Source organism: Bradyrhizobium sp. SZCCHNRI1029 (assembly GCF_032487555.1).
Taxonomy (GTDB): Bacteria; Pseudomonadota; Alphaproteobacteria; order Rhizobiales; family Xanthobacteraceae; genus Bradyrhizobium.
Genome location: NZ_JAUEUK010000001.1, coordinates 113451 through 128723, shown reverse-complemented (window position 1 = coordinate 128723; position 15273 = coordinate 113451). Strand labels below are relative to the sequence as shown.

Annotated in this window: 11 protein-coding genes and 1 pseudogene; 7 read left to right on the top strand and 5 right to left on the bottom strand. The window is 63.4% G+C overall.

Going from position 1 to position 15273, the window contains the following annotated elements; genetic code table 11:
- Nucleotides 1-79: 79 nt before the first annotated feature.
- Nucleotides 80-931 (top strand): NAD(P)-dependent oxidoreductase, encoded by an 852-nt coding sequence (locus tag QW861_RS00530; RefSeq protein ID WP_315751604.1) that lies wholly within the window; start codon nt 80-82, stop codon nt 929-931.
- Nucleotides 932-1127: 196 nt separating this feature from the next.
- Here the strand turns inward: QW861_RS00530 and recG are convergent, their stop codons facing one another.
- Entirely contained in the window at nt 1128-3230 is a 2103-nt protein-coding gene (gene recG / locus QW861_RS00525; RefSeq protein ID WP_315751603.1) for an ATP-dependent DNA helicase RecG, read from the bottom strand.
- Nucleotides 3231-3425: 195 nt separating this feature from the next.
- Between recG and QW861_RS00520 the strand changes: the two genes are divergently transcribed.
- Together QW861_RS00520 and mfd are read left to right on the top strand one after the other, a co-directional pair.
- Nucleotides 3426-3713, top strand: coding sequence for a succinate dehydrogenase assembly factor 2 (locus QW861_RS00520; RefSeq protein WP_315751602.1), 288 nt, complete (start codon nt 3426-3428; stop codon nt 3711-3713).
- Nucleotides 3713-7228 (top strand): transcription-repair coupling factor, encoded by a 3516-nt coding sequence (mfd, locus tag QW861_RS00515; protein ID WP_316170511.1) that lies wholly within the window; start codon nt 3713-3715, stop codon nt 7226-7228. Before QW861_RS00520 ends, mfd begins: the two co-directional genes overlap by 1 nt.
- 12 nt (nt 7229-7240) lie before the next feature.
- Here the strand turns inward: mfd and QW861_RS00510 are convergent, their stop codons facing one another.
- Nucleotides 7241-7462: a hypothetical protein gene (locus tag QW861_RS00510; protein WP_315712011.1), complete on the bottom strand. Its 222-nt coding sequence runs from the start codon at nt 7460-7462 to the stop codon at nt 7241-7243.
- A gap of 215 nt (nt 7463-7677) precedes the next feature.
- On the opposite strand from QW861_RS00510, the gene QW861_RS00505 reads away from it, so the two are divergent.
- A complete protein-coding gene (locus QW861_RS00505; protein WP_315712010.1) occupies nt 7678-7884 on the top strand; it encodes a DUF2283 domain-containing protein in 207 nt (68 codons plus the stop codon).
- Between the two features lie 86 nt (nt 7885-7970).
- Here QW861_RS00505 and QW861_RS00500 read toward each other — a convergent pair whose 3' ends face one another.
- Nucleotides 7971-8264, bottom strand: a complete 294-nt coding sequence (locus tag QW861_RS00500; protein ID WP_315712009.1) for a hypothetical protein — start codon at nt 8262-8264, stop codon at nt 7971-7973.
- Nucleotides 8265-8610: 346 nt separating this feature from the next.
- Here QW861_RS00500 and QW861_RS00490 point away from each other — a divergent pair, with 346 nt between their 5' ends.
- Entirely contained in the window at nt 8611-10725 is a 2115-nt protein-coding gene (locus tag QW861_RS00490) for an MASE1 domain-containing protein (protein WP_316192577.1), read from the top strand.
- Here QW861_RS00490 and QW861_RS00485 read toward each other — a convergent pair.
- Entirely contained in the window at nt 10720-11382 is a 663-nt protein-coding gene (locus QW861_RS00485) for a response regulator transcription factor (RefSeq protein WP_315751597.1), read from the bottom strand. The genes QW861_RS00490 and QW861_RS00485 overlap by 6 nt on opposite strands.
- Nucleotides 11383-11963: 581 nt before the next feature.
- Between QW861_RS00485 and opgC the strand changes: the two genes are divergently transcribed.
- Together opgC and QW861_RS00475 are read left to right on the top strand one after the other, a co-directional pair.
- Nucleotides 11964-13337: an OpgC domain-containing protein gene (gene opgC, locus QW861_RS00480; RefSeq protein ID WP_316192575.1), complete on the top strand. Its 1374-nt coding sequence runs from the start codon at nt 11964-11966 to the stop codon at nt 13335-13337.
- Nucleotides 13338-13745: 408 nt separating this feature from the next.
- Nucleotides 13746-13877, top strand: a pseudogene (locus QW861_RS00475) (IS3 family transposase); the annotation flags it as partial.
- A gap of 53 nt (nt 13878-13930) precedes the next feature.
- On the opposite strand, the gene QW861_RS00470 reads toward QW861_RS00475, so the two are convergent.
- On the bottom strand, nt 13931-15163 hold the full coding sequence (locus QW861_RS00470) for a GGDEF domain-containing protein (RefSeq protein ID WP_316192574.1): 1233 nt from the start codon (nt 15161-15163) through the stop codon (nt 13931-13933).
- Nucleotides 15164-15273: the final 110 nt, after the last annotated feature.

Sequence of the window (15273 nt, the reverse complement as noted above, 5' to 3'; positions counted from 1 at the left end):
GCCCTTCGTTTTCGTGCCTTCAATTTTGTCATGGGGTGCGCATAGTCTTCGAGACCATCGTTGGAATCGGAGCGTCATCATGCCTCCCAGCATTGCCGTCATCGCGCCCGGCGCCATGGGCAGCGCCATCGCCGCCCGTCTCGTGGAGCACGGCTGCAAGGTCCTGACGTCGCTCGAGGAGCGCAGCGCGGCGACGCGGGCGAGGGCGGCCGCATCCGGCATGGTCGGCGCCAGCGACGCCGAGATCGCCAATGCCGACATCATCCTGTCGATCGTGCCGCCGGGCGAGGCTGTGGCGCTGGCGGAGCAGCTCGCGACGGTCATCAACCGGAATTCGAAGAAGCCCATCATCGTCGACTGCAACGCCGTCAACGTCGAGACCATCCGGACCATCGAGGACATCGTGCTGTCGTCGGGCGCGCGCCTGGTCGACGCCGCCATCATCGGTCTGCCGCCGAAGCCCGGCACGAAGGGACCGGCCTTCTATGTGAGCGGCGAGGCGTCCGCCGATGTCGCCGCGTTGGGCGAACTCGGGCTCGATCTGCGCCGGATCGAAGGGCCGATCGGCGCGGCTTCGGCGCTGAAGATGGCCTATGCCGGCATCAACAAGGGACTGACAGGGCTCGGCGCCGCGATGGTGCTGGCCGCCACCCGCGCCGGCGCAGCCGACGCGCTGCGCGACGAGCTGGCGCTGAGCCTGCCGCACGTCCAGGCCCGTCTCGCCAACGCACTGCCGGACATGCTGCCGAAGGCCTATCGCTGGGTCGCCGAAATGCGCGAGATCGCGGGGTTCCTCGGCGAGGATCATCCGGCTGCTCTGATCTACGAGGGCTTTGCGCGGTTGTTCGAGCACATTGCGGCGGACGTGCAGGGCGAGGGCACCGACGCGGCGCAGCTGGTGGCGTTCGCCGAGAGTTGCAAAACGAAGTAGACGATTTCAGCTCGTCGTCCCGTGCGAGCCACGACGCGCGATAGCCCATCGTGGCGCAGACCCGGACCCATACTCCGCGGCGGTTGTGAGGTGCGAAAAAGCCAATCGCCACCCTGCCTCAAACTGCTCCCTGGGGTTATGGGTCCAGGCTCAAGGCCGGGACGACAGGTGAGTTTGTTGATGCACCTTCTGCTGATCAACCCGCCGTCAGCAGCGGGATCGCCTCGTCGCGCTCGTAGAGATACAGCAGGCAGCGCAGCGCATCGCTGCGCGGGCCCTTCAGCTTCGGGTCTTCCTTGAGTATCCGCAGCGCCTCGTCGCGGGCCTGGGTGATCAGTTGGGCATGCACCTCGGGCCGCGCGATGCGGTAGCCGGGCAGGCCGCTCTGGCGGATGCCGAGCACGTCGCCTTCGCCACGCAGCTTGAGATCCTCCTCGGCGATGCGGAACCCGTCTGTGGTCTCTCGGATCACGGCGAGGCGGGCCTTCGACATCGGCCCGAGCGGTTCGTGATAGAGCAGGATGCAGGTCGAGGCTTCCGAGCCGCGGCCGATCCTGCCGCGCAGCTGGTGCAACTGCGCCAGGCCGAAGCGCTCGGCGTTCTCGATCACCATGATGCTGGCCGCCGGCACGTCGACGCCGACCTCGACCACGGTGGTCGCAACCAGCAGGCGCAGCTCATGGGCCGCGAACCGCCCCATGACGTCGTCCTTCTCGCTGCCCTTCATCTTGCCGTGGACGAGGCCGACCTTGTCGCCGAAGCGCTCGCGCAGGCTCTCGAAGCGATCCGTCGCGTTGGTGAGATGATCGATGCCCTCGGCCTCGGATTCCTCGACCAGCGGGCAGATCCAGTACACCAGCTTGCCGGCATCGAGCGCGCGGCCGACGGCGTCGACGACCTCGCCGAGCCTGGTGTCGGCCACCGCGCGGGTGTCGATCGGCTGCCGACCGGCCGGCTTCTCGCGCAGCTCGGAAATGTCCATGTCGCCGAAATAGGTCAGCACGAGGGTGCGCGGGATCGGCGTCGCCGACAGCACCAGCACGTCGACGGCCTCGCCCTTCGAGGTCAGCGCCAGCCGCTCGCGCACACCGAAGCGATGCTGCTCGTCGACGATGGCGAGCGCCAGCGACTTGAAGATCACGTCGTCCTGGATCAGCGCGTGCGTGCCGATGAGGATGTCGATCTCACCGGCTTCGAGCCGGGCGAGGATGTCGCGGCGTTCCTTGCCCTTCTCGCGTCCGGTCAGGATGACCACGTTCATGCCGGCGCGCGCGGCGAGCGGCGCGATGGTCTTGGCGTGCTGGCGCGCCAGAATCTCGGTCGGCGCCATCAGCGCGGCCTGCTTGCCGGCCTCGGCCACGGCGGCCGCCGCCAGCAACGCCACCACCGTCTTGCCGGAGCCGACGTCGCCCTGCAGCAGCCGCAGCATCCGCACCGGCTTTTCGAGATCGGCGGCAATCGCGGCCATCGCCTCGGCTTGCGAGTTCGTCAGCGCATAGGGCAGGGCGTCGATGATCTTGCGGCGCAGCCGGCCGTCGCCGGCATGGCGGTTGCCCGCGGGCCGGCGCAGTTGCGCCCGCACCAGGGCCAGTGCCAATTGGCCGGCGAGCAGCTCATCGAAGGCCAGCCGCGACCAGAACGGGTTCTCCGGCAGGATGTCGGTCAGCTCCTGCGGGACGTGCACCCGCGTCAGCGCCTCCTTCAGCGAGGGGAAGTTGCAGCGTCGGAGCACCTCCGGACTGATCCATTCCGGCAGCTCAGGCAGCTTGGTCAGCGCCACAGCGATCGCCCGCCGCAGCGAGCCGAGCGCCAAGCCTTCGGTCAGCGGATAGACCGGATCGATGCCCGAGAGCTTGGCGAAGCCGGCCTCGTCCAGGATGCGGTCGGGATGCACGATCTGCGGCACGCCGTCATACATCTGCACGGTGCCGGAGACGTAGCGCTTGGCGCCGACCGGAAGCATCTTCTCGATGTAGTCGCCCTTGGGCCGGAAGAACGTCAGCACGACGTCACCGGTCTCGTCGCTGGCGTAAACGAGGTATGGCGCGCGCGCGTTGCGCGAGGGACGGTGGCGGTCGACCGTGACTTCGAGCGTCACCACGGTTCCGACCTCGACGTCGCGGACCTTCGGCCGGTTGCGGCGGTCGATCACGCTGGCCGGCAGATGCAGCAGCAGGTCGACCAGCCGCGGCGTCTCGGTGCAGCCGAGCAGGTAGCGCAGCAGCTTGTCCTGCTTCGGTCCGACCCCCGACAGGGTCGTGACCGGCGCAAACAGAGGATTGAGGATGCTGGGGCGCATGGAGCGAACACTTAAAGCCGTTTGGGAGCCGGAATAGCCGCGAATGCCGAGACATCCACGTCTTTTTCTCAGGTTCGAGGTGCCGGGCATGCCGGTTCTGCAGCCCGGGAGGGGCTGACAGGGGCGCTGTGCACCGCTATATCAACCGCGCCCGGCACCGTCCGGGCTTTTGGCGTTGAACAGCAGGATGTCGCGATGACCGGAACGACCCGATCGAGCCAAGGCCTTGACGACCGCCGCAAGCGGCTCCTGTTCCGCTGCTGGCATCGCGGCACCCGCGAGATGGATCTGATCCTCGGCCGCTTTGCCGACGCCGAGATCGGCGCCCTCAGCGAAGGCGAGCTGGCCGAGCTTGAGCAACTGCTCGAAGTCCCCGACCCGGACTTCTATGCCGCGGTCACCGGCGCCCGGCCGCTGCCGCCGGAGCAGACTCCGGCGCTGTTCGAGCGCATCAAGGCGTTCCGCGCGGTGGGCGCCGATTGATGAAGAGCCCGGTCAAGTCGCCCGCCGAGCACCTCGCGCCGGGGCGCGCGCTCACGCTCGCCAACGTCGCGGAAGGCGCCGAAGGCCTCGTCGTCTCCGACCTCGCGCGCGCCACCGCGGCCAAGCCGAAGCCGCCGGCGGTGAGCCTCGCCGTGGTCTGCCGCGACGGCAACCGGATGCAGCAGCTGGCGCGAGCGCTCGACTTCTTCGCGCCGGATCTGCCGGTGATGCAGTTCCCGGCCTGGGACTGCCAGCCCTATGACCGCGTCTCGCCACATGGCGGCATCCTCGCCCAGCGCGTGACCACGCTCGCACGGCTGTCGCGCCTCGCCGGCAGCGACAAGCCGCTGATCGTGCTGACCACCGTCAACGCCATCGTGCAGCGCGTCCCCTCGCGCGACACCATGGCGGGGCAGGCGCTGTCGGTCGCTCCGGGCCATGTCGTGCCGATGGATTCGGTGATCGCCTGGCTTGAGCACAATGGCTACCACCGCTCGTCGACCGTCCGCGAAAGCGGCGAATATGCCGTGCGTGGCGGCATCCTCGACCTGTTCCCGGCCGGCCTCGACCAGCCCGTGCGCTTCGACTTTTTCGGCGATAGCCTGGAATCGATCCGCACCTTCGACGCCGAGACCCAGCGCACCCTGCTCGACATGCGCTCGCTCGACCTCGTGCCCGTTTCCGAATTCCAGCTCGTCACCGACACCATCCGCCGCTTCCGCATGGGCTATGTCGCCGAGTTCGGCGCGCCGGAGCGCGACGATGCGCTGTACGAGGCCGTCAGCGAAGGCCGCCGCTATCCGGGCATGGAGCACTGGCTGCCGCTGTTCCACGACAAGATGGAGACCTTGTTCGACTATCTGCCGAACACACCCATCGTGATCGAGCCGCAGGGCGAGGATGCCGCGCGCGAGCGCTTCAAGCAGATCATCGATTATTACGACGCGCGCCGCGAGGCGATGGAGCATCCCGGCGGCGGGGCGATCTACAAGCCGCTGACGGTCGACCGCCTCTATCTGACGTCCTCCGAATGGGCCGAGCGGCTCGCCGCCGTCCCGCTGGCGCGTGTCACTCCGTTCGCGGTGCCGGAGAGCGCCAACGTCGTCGACATCGGCGCGCGACAGGGCCGCAACTTCGCGCCCGAGCGCAACGATTCCGCCGTCAACGTATTCGAGGCCGTGGTGGCGCACGTGCAAGCGCTGCAATCGGTGCGCAAGAAGGTCGTGATCGCGCTGTGGAGCGAAGGCTCGCGCGACCGCATGGCGAGCATGCTGAAGGATCACAAGCTGATCCATGTCACCAGCGTCAACACCTGGCGCGTGGTGCAGGCGACGCCGCGCAACGAGACCATGCTCGCGGTGCTCGGTCTCGAGACCGGCTTCGAGACCGATCAGATCGCGGTCATCTCCGAGCAGGACATTCTCGGCGACCGCCTGGTGCGGCCGCGCCGGGCGAGCCGCAAGCTCGACAATTTCATCTCGGAGGTGACGAGCCTCGCGATCGGCGACATCGTCGTTCATGTCGATCACGGCATCGGCCGCTTCGTCGGGCTGCAGACGCTCGAGGTCGCCGGCGCGCCGCATGACTGTCTCGAGCTGCGCTACGCCGGCGAAACGAAGCTGTATCTGCCGGTCGAGAACATCGAGCTGTTGTCGCGCTACGGTTCCGACCAGACCAATGTCGAGCTCGACAAGCTCGGCGGCTCCGGCTGGCAAACACGCAAGGCCAAGCTCAAGAACCGAATCCGCGAGATGGCCGGCGAGCTGATCAAGATCGCCGCCGAACGCATGCTGCACGAGGCGCCGAAGCTGCCGGTGCAGGCCGGCCTCTATGACGAGTTCTGCGCGCGCTTCCCCTATGACGAGACCGAGGATCAGCTCGCTGCGATCCAGGCGACGCTCGCCGATCTCGAAGCGGGACGTCCGATGGACCGGCTGGTCTGCGGCGACGTCGGTTTCGGCAAGACCGAGGTGGCGTTGCGGGCCGCGTTCGCGGTCGCGCTCGACGGCAAGCAGGTCGCCGTCGTCGTGCCGACCACGCTGCTCGCGCGCCAGCATGCAAAGACTTTCGCTGAGCGCTTCAAGGGCTTTCCGGTCAACGTCGCACAGGCGTCGCGGCTGGTCAGCACCAAGGAGCTCAATCAGGTCAAGAAGGGCCTCGCCGACGGCTCGGTCGACATCGTCGTCGGCACCCATGCGCTGCTCGGCAAGGCGATCAAGTTCCGCGATCTCGGCCTCGTCATCGTCGACGAGGAGCAGCATTTCGGCGTCAGCCACAAGGAGCGGCTCAAGCAGCTGCGCGCCGAGGTGCATGTGCTGACCCTGTCGGCAACGCCGATCCCGCGCACCTTGCAGCTCGCTCTCACCGGTGTGCGCGAGTTGTCGATCATCGCCTCGCCGCCAGTCGATCGTCTCGCCGTTCGCACCTTCGTCGCGCCGCATGATCCCGTGATGATCCGCGAGGCGCTCTTACGCGAGCGCTATCGCGGTGGCCAGGCGTTCTACGTGGTGCCGCGCATCGACGATCTCGCCGAGGTCAAGGAGTTCCTCGACAAGACCGTGCCGGAGATGAAGGTCGCGGTCGCGCACGGCCAGATGGCGCCGACCGTGATCGAGGACATCATCGGCGCATTCTACGACGGCAAGTTCGACATCCTGCTGTCGACCACGATCGTCGAATCCGGCCTCGACATTCCCCGCGCCAACACGCTGATCGTGCACCGTGCCGACATGTTCGGCCTTGCCCAGCTCTATCAGCTGCGCGGCCGCGTCGGCCGCTCCAAGCTGCGCGCTTATGCGCTGTTCACCCTGCCGTCGACGCACAAGATCAGCCCACTGGCCGAAAAGCGCCTGGGCGTGCTGCAGTCGCTGGAGACGCTGGGGGCCGGCTTCCAGCTCGCCAGCCACGACCTCGACATCCGCGGCGCCGGCAATCTGCTGGGCGACGAACAGTCCGGCCACATCAGGGAGGTCGGCTTCGAGCTCTATCAGTCGATGCTGGAGGAGGCGATCGAGAACCTCAAGGCCGGCATCACCGAGCCGACGGTCGACCGCTGGTCGCCGCAGATCACGATCGGCATGCCCGTGCTGATCCCCGAGGACTACGTCTCCGACCTCTCCGTGCGGCTGTCGCTGTACCGCCGGCTCGCCGATCTCGAGACCGACGACGAGATCGAGAACTTCGCCGCCGAATTGCGCGATCGCTTCGGCAAGCTGCCGGACGAGACGCGCTATCTGTTCAAGGTCGCCGCGATCAAGAACTACTGCCGCCGCGCCAATGTCGAGAAGGTCGATGCCGGCCCGAAGGGCGCCGTCATCGCCTTCCGCGACAACAGTTTTGCCTATCCGGACCGCCTCGTCGCCTTCATCAAGCGTCACGGCCAGGCCGCCAAGGTCCGCCCGGACATGAAGGTCGTGTTCCTGCAGGTCTGGGAGACGCTGGAAGAGCGGCTGGCCGGGACCACGGATATTCTGAAGGACCTGGCGGAGCTCGCGGAGAAGAAGAAGGCGGCGTAGCGCAATGGAGCGTTAGCGAAGCATCCAGCCGAAATGCAACGCAAGGCTGGCGATCGTGAAGACTGAGACGATCGCGATCACGCTGATCCAGTCGGTCTCATCGCGAGATTGTCGGTTTTGCATCGCGCCATCCTTCGCTTCGTCAGACGCCCCCGAACTAAGGGTGATAGCATCAGACGAGTGGGGCAAATGCGCGATCTGAAGATGCCAGTGTTCGGTTGAGATCGTGGCCAAGCCGATGAGATCTGACGACCGAAGTCAGGATATGCGAGCCACGCGCACACGCCGTGTCTTGGACTTGCTGGAAGCGATCCCTTACAATTTATGGTACGCTCGGCTAATTTCTTGCGATGGCGGGCACGGCGCCGTCTTGCGCTCACATATGGCGAGATCGTGCATGCGCGTGTACCCACCTTACGGACGTTGATGCGCCTGCTTGGGAGATGTCGATGACGCAACGTAACATCGCACTTCGCATCAGTGCAGACGATCCGAACGTGGCGTATCTGATGTTGCCTGAGCATCCCGGGTCAGGAACAAAGGGGTGCTCTGCCAGGCAAGTACCATTGTCTGACCTTCTTTCATACGTTGGCGCCGACATAATCCTGGATCTCGATGCGGATGGGCGGCTCATCGGAATTGAAGTGCTTGCCTGAGGCAGGCTTACTAGTGGGCTTCACGACGCCGCGCGCTGCGGCTCGCCATAGACCCGGGCCAGCAGCGTGCGTGCGGTGTCGCCCTGCTACAGCGCGGCGACGGTCACCGCCGTCTCCATGCGCGCGTTGCGCTTGCCATGCGAGGTATGGCGCATCACGGCTCGACAGCCGCCGCACGATCGCATGGCCGAACGCAGATCGGTCTCGGCGAACACGACCACGACCGAGCCGTTGTCCTCGTGGGTCCCGAAATCCATCCGGCGCATCAGCCGGCTGATGATGCGCGCGCCGTCATATTGGGCGCGGGGGTTGACGTGATCGAAGGCGAAGCGCGCGACGGCAAGGCCGCCGCCATTCTTCAGCCGCCAACCTCCCCGCAACGGGCGAACGGCTGCGCAACCCCGACCAGCTCCGCCAATCGCCCGTTGCTGCACCCGCGCCACTCGGCGTCAAACCCAACAGGACTCTAAATCCTACCGGATGAAACTTCGGTGGCAGGTCAGTTGCAGAACAGGGCGGGCCTGCGATGCTCGCCGGTATCGGCATCATGCGAGCGCTAGCTAAGTCCGGCTCGAACGCGTGTGCAACCTTGAGATGGTCGCACGAGTCCCTAAAGAGGATTAATGTTTCACAGATTTTTATCAACGAGATCAGTTTCGCAGATCTTCAAGAAGATCAAAGGTCAGTTGTGGGGGGCGATCCAACTGCCTAGTTCAGGCATCGACGATGTCCGATCCACGATCACTATCGCCGGAGATAAATTTCCGCCGAGGCATTAGCTATGCCGGCGGTCTGGTCGCAATTGGACTGATCTATTTCGCCCTGGCAAAAGGTGGCCTTGCTCTCGCCTCTATTCATCCCAGTGCAACGCCAATTTGGCCACCGACAGGTGTCGCGCTGGCGGCGGTGCTGTTGTGGGGATATCGGACTTGGCCCGCAATTTTCACGGCGGCGGTGATCGCCAATGCGACGACCGCCGGCTCGGTTGCCACCGCGATTGCGATTGCGACCGGTAACTCTCTTGAAGCGGTTGTTGGCGCTTACCTAATCAATCGATGGTCGAGCGGATGTAATACGTTTTCGACGCCATATTCTGTCGCGAAGTTTACCTTGATTTGCCTCGTGATCGCGACACCGATCAGCGCCAGCATTGGACTGTCCAGCCTGGCAACCGCCGGGTACATCGAACGGACGAATTTCGCAAACGCCTGGGTCACATGGTGGCTGGGAGATGTGACCGGCGCGCTGGTCATTGCCCCCGTTATCGTGCTTTGGGCATCAAGCCCCTACCATGCTTTCAACCGCAAGGAATTTTTGGAGACGGTCGGCGTCCTCGCAACAGCGGCGGCTGTTGGACTCATTGCTTTCAGCCCCCTGATCGAGCAAACGCCGAGCCGAAATCCATTGGGTTTTCTCGCGATCCTGCCAATGTTGTGGGCGGCGCTGCGCCGCGGTCCACGTGACACCGCAACGGTTGCGCTGGTGCTTGCGGGGATCACGATTTGGGGGACGCTCACGGGCGGCGGCCCCTTCACGACCGTGGATCTCAACGTTTCATTCCTGCTAGTATTGATGTTTTTGATCAGTATTGCCGTTCCAAGCTTGCTACTGAGCGCCGACGTCGAGGTGCGCAAGAAAGCGGAGGAAAGTCTGCGCCACGCGCAGATGGAACTCGAACGGAAGGTCGCTGAGCGTACGCAAGAGCTGGAGCTCGCCAATGCAGCAAAATCGCGCTTTCTTGCCATGGCAAGCCATGATTTGCGGCAGCCATTACATGCACTAGGCCTGTTCGTTGCACAGCTGCGCACGCCGCTCAAATCGGGGGAAAGGACAAAGACGATCGAGCGGATCGATGCAACGCGCAAAGAAATGGATGAAATGTTCAACTCGCTCCTGGATATTTCCAGGCTCGATGCTGGAATCCTTACACCCAAAATTACCGAATTCCCGATCGCGCGCCTGTTGCAAACAATTGAGACTAGGTTTGATCAGGCAACGCGAGAAAAAGGCTTGCGTCTACGCGTTCGGCGAAGTGACGCCTGGGTGCGGAGCGACGCCATGCTGCTCGAACGCATACTGCTCAATCTGGTATCCAATGCTGTGCGCTATACGTCACGGGGCGGGATCATCGTCGGATGTCGTCGGCGCGGTGAAATGTTGCGTATCGAAGTATGGGATAGCGGTCCCGGCATTCCTGAGGATCAGAAGCAGAATATCTTTGGCGAGTTTTTTCAACTACCCGGCCCAGAACGGAACCGGTACGGCGGCCTGGGGCTCGGCCTGGCTATTGTCGACAGGCTTCGCGTACTTCTCAACCATCAAGTCGACTTAGCTTCGACTGTGGGCCGAGGTTCGCGATTCTCAATCCTGATTCCGATGGCCGATAAATGCGTCAGGTCCACTGAGCCCGTCGACTCACCTCGCCCCGCAGCGGTCGAAGGTAAGGTAATTCTTGTTATTGCCGATGCTCCAATTGTGCGAGAGGAGACGGGCGGATTGCTTGGCAAATGGGGATACTCCGTCCTTACCGCCGGATCCGACGAAGCTGCGCTCATCCGACTGGCTGAGCGCCAACAACGCCTCGATCTTATAATCTCGGACTATCATCTTGCCAGCGGAAAGACCGGTATCCGAGCAATTGAACAAATTAGTGCGGCGTTTGGCTCGTCAATTCCAGCTATCCTCACCAGCGGCGATACGGCACCCGAACCATTACGTGACGCTAAGGACAGAGGGTACATTTTGCTGCACAAACCTGTCGACCCAATGCGGCTCCGCGCTGTCATGCACGAGTTCTTGAGGGATCAAGGCGATCGGAGAGACACCGGGGCGGCGTTATGAATCAGATTTCGGCGACAAGTCCCAGCCCATTTTTCCTACTTCTATTACTGCCTCGGTGCGACTCGTTACATTGAGTGCCTTGAGAACGACCGTGATGTGGTTCTTCACGGTCGGCACGGCCATATCGAGGGTCTTGGCAATGATCTTGTTGCTTTTTCCCTTCATCAGGAGCGCAAGCACTTCAATCTGCCGATCGGTCAACCCGAGACCCTTGGGAGAGTCCCGCGTCGCTAGCTTATTTGCAGGCCGCGGAGACGTTGGTTCCTCAAGTATCTCCGAGGGAATGTAAATGCCGCCAGAGAACACTAACTTGATGGCGTTGAGCATGACCTCACGTTCGGTAGTTTTCGGGATGAAACCCAGAGCGCCAAGTTTGAAGGCACGCTTGACTGTATCTTGATCATCCGAGGACGAGAGAATGACGATAGCAATGGTCGCATAGCGGTCACGCAGTTCGCGGAGGACAGAGAAGCCATCTCGATCAGGCAAATTGATATCAAGCAAAATGAGGCTGATGTCAGGATGTTCCTCGACTATGTGCACTGCCTCACGGCCGTTCGAAGCTTCAAAAATGACGGAGTCTCGCTTCAGTTGTTTCACGACAGCGTGCAACGCCTCGCGGATTAATGCATGGTCGTCGACAATAAGAACTTTCATAAAAGCTCTCCGTCATCCCATTGCACGGAGATCCAACTCAAAAAACATACACCCACCTTCGGGTCTTTGGCGAGGAAGAAGCTGGCGGAAGACTGGCTCTCGATACCGTCTATCCACCATCATCCTTGGCCCAACCAGCGGTGCGCCGCCGGGCACTCAAGGTAGGAGCCGAATGCCGTTGTGTGGTGTAATTGTAGTCACCGCACGGTAGGAGCGCGAGTACGGACCACGAAAGTCGTGGGACTCAGGGTCTCCTTCGCCTGTAGGCAAAGGTGATTGATGCCGAGATCTGTACGGTACCTTGATCATAGGACCTAGGAACCTCTCTCTGTGGACCTCCGGCTGATTTACGCGCTCTGCCGTTTGAACGATGATCGTCAAACGGACAGCCTCACGCGCCAGCAGGTTCTACCAAGCGCCGCCAGCCGCCATATGATCATTATCGTAATAGCTTTGGTGGCCGGGGTCGGCGTGAAGCAAATCTAGATTGCGGCGTTGTCACGATCCGGCAGCGCGGCGGTGACTTTCTGTCAAATTCGGTCCCTCTTGAAGCGTGCTCGTACGCCGGACGGGGCAATCAGATGCATGATCGAACTGCCGACCTGAAGCCATCGGTAGGCGCGTTGCCGGAGCTGAAAGGCTACGGCCGCGATTTGCGCATTGATGCCTGCCGCGGCATCGCGCTCTGGTGCATCTTTCTTGATCATGTCCCCAACAACATCGGGAGCTGGCTGACACTGCGGAACTACGGCTTCAGCGATGCCGCGGAAGTGTTCATGTTCGTGTCGGGCGTAAGCTGCACGTTGGCCTACGGCAAGGCATGGCGCTGCGGGGGGTGGACCGGCGTGATCGGCCGGACGCTGTGGCGAAGCTGGGATATTTATGTCGCATTTCTGCTGCTCACGCTCGCCTGCGCCATCATGGTTCACCTCGCAGGCGGCGGCCATCTTGCCGACGAGAGCAATACGCGCATTCTGTTGGAACAGCCGGGCGTGACGCTCGCGCACGCGGCGATCCTGCAATACTGCCCCGTCAACACCGACGTCTTGCCGCTCTTCGTGCTTTATCACCTTTTGTTCGCGCCGCTGCTGTGGCTGCTGCTGCGAGCGCCGAACGCAACGCTCGGCGCGTCGCTGTTGCTTTACGCACTGGTGCACGTCTTCGGATGGACCATCCCGGCATGGCCGAACGGCCACTGGGCCTTCAATCCGCTGGCTTGGCAGCTGCTGGTCGTGCTTGGCGTGTGGTGGATGATCGAAGACAAGAGAGCCCGGCCATGGGTGACCTCACGCACCGCGCTTGTGGCTGCCGCTCTCTATCTGGTGTTCAGCCTCATCATCGCATTGAGCTGGAGCATCAAACCGCTGGAAGCGCTGCTCCCGCAGGCGCTGCTGACGCTGCTTTACCCGATGGACAAATCTAATCTCGATCCGTTGCGACTGCTGCATTTCTTGGCCCTTGCGGTTTTGGTGGTATGGTTAGTGCCTCGCAATTGGCGAGGGCTGACGACGCCGGTGATGCGCGGCGCCATTCTCTGTGGCCAGAATTCGCTGCCAATCTACTGCCTCGGCGTTCTGCTGACGTTCGCCAGCCGCCTGGCGCTGCTCGGCATCTCGGAGGGGCTGACGATGCAGATCGCGCTCAGTGTTGGTGGCGTCCTGGTGATGATCGTGGCGGCGACGCTGCTGAACTTGATCAAGATCAAGCCGAGGCAGCAGCCGGACGCGAAGCCCGTCGAGCAGACAACCAGGTTTGAGCTGGTCGTCAATCTCAAGACAGCCAAGGCGCTCGGCGTTGACATTCCGTCCACGCCGCCCGCCTCGGGCCGACGAGGTGGCCGAACAAAGATTCTGTTTGCTCCGGCGCGCGAGTCCGGCTGCGGCGCTGATCCAGCGCCAGCAATCGCGCACGCCTTCGGGCCACCAGCGAAAACTGTGGGTCAGGTCGTGAATTAGTTCACAAGGACTGTGGAGCCTGCCCTTTATTCTTCCGGCCATCGTACAGGAGCCAAGGCCATGATTTCCCACCCAAGGACCCACAAGGGAGCGGTGCTGATCGCGGCGTGCGTGATGTTTGCCAGCGTAGCGGCATTATTGTCGGTCAACGTGACGTCACCCACTAGCGCCGCGCTCGGCGCTGACTGGCAGTGCAGCCGGCTTGCGCTCGTTATCACGATCTGCACCCATGTGCGTGCACACGAGACCGTTTCAACTGGCGTGCGTAAGCGGACCTGGTACCCGGAATCATAGCTCGGTGATACGGCGGTCTTTGAAGCGGCGTTGCCGGGCCTTTTTCTTGGTCCAGACGAAGGGCTCAGATCTGACGTTATATACTTTGTTGTAGTGACCTGCCCCTAGGAGTTTGCGGCCTATGCGGCCAATCTCACCGCAACGGGCGATCGGATGCGCAACCACCACCAGCTCCGCCAATCGCCCGTTGCTGCACCCACGCCACTCGGCGTAAAACCCAACAGGACTCTAAATGCTACTGGATGAAACTTCGGTGGCAGGTCACTCGCAATGACGCCCGTGACGCAGGCAACATCGTTCTATGAAGCCGCGCGTTGCGCCTCGCCGTAGACGCGGGCCAGCAAGGTGCGCGCGGTGTCGCCCGGCTGCAGCGCGGCGACGGTGACCGAAGGCTCTGTGCGCGTGTCGCGTTTGCCGTGCGAGGTGTGGCGCATCACGCTGGAGAGGCGGCGGGCGATGGCGTGGGCCGAGCGCAGATCCGTCTCGGCAAACACGACGACGACGGAGCCGTTGTCCTCGTGGGTGCCGAAATCCATCCGCCGCATCAGGCGGCTGATGATGCGGGCGCCGTCATACTGGGCGCGCGGATTGACCGGATCGAAGGCGAAGCGGGCCACCGCCAGGCTGCCGCCGCTCTTCTGGGTCTGGCTGACGGCGGTGGCAAAGTCGCGCGCAAAGGCGTTCCGGGTGAGCAGGCCGGTCTGCGGGTCGAGCATGCCGCCGGCTTCGATGGCGCGCAGCGTGCGGTTGAGGCGGGCTTCGAAGGCGTGCTGGCGGATCAAGGGCAGCGCGCTGGCCGCGATGTGCGCGGGAGCGCCGGCGATGATCTCGAGATTGGCGAGTTCCTGCAGCGGCGCCGGCTGGTTGGCAGTGACGACGACGGCAAGGTTGCGGAAGCGGGTGTCCTCGGCGAGCACCGCGAGGAACGCATCGACCACGCGCGGCGAAAACCCTTCGCCGAGCACGATGCCGTCGATGTCGCGGCTCGACAGATGTTTGGCGGCGGCTTCGATGCTCAGCGCGCCGACGACCGCCATGCGTTCGCCGAGCGCGACCGACAGGCCGGGCAGGGAGCTGCCGCGGCCGAGCAGCAGCACGGTCGCGTCATCGAGCGGATCTGTTTCCGGCAATGTGGCGTCGGGTGCTTTCTTCTCATCGAGACGGCGTAGCACGGTGGTGTGCAGCGTGCGGACGCGCAACGCCGCGCGCAGCCGCGCCAGCAGCCGCTCGTGATTGTCGCTGCCATGCAAGGGAATGGCGTGGTCGGGCAGGATAGCGCCGCCGGGTGCGATGGCGATCAGCGGCACGTACGGCTTGCGCGCGCCGACATGACGCGAGAACGCCGCAAGCTCGGTTGCATCAGCATCCTCGACGACGGCAACGACCGCGGCCGGCTGAACCTTGGACATCATGCTGATCGCATCAGCCCAGCGCGTCTCGACGGAGGGGAGAATTTGCGCCACCGCGAGGGCCGCACTCAGCGAAGGCCGCGTGGACGAGGAGACGATGAGAAGCGGGCCTTGTGGGGACATCCAGGGAACTCAGGATACGCTGACGTTACATCGCGATCCTAGGTCCCTCCCGTTAACGCAGCGTCAACACTGTTCCAAACATGACGGTTCCGTAGCTGTCCGGACGGCAG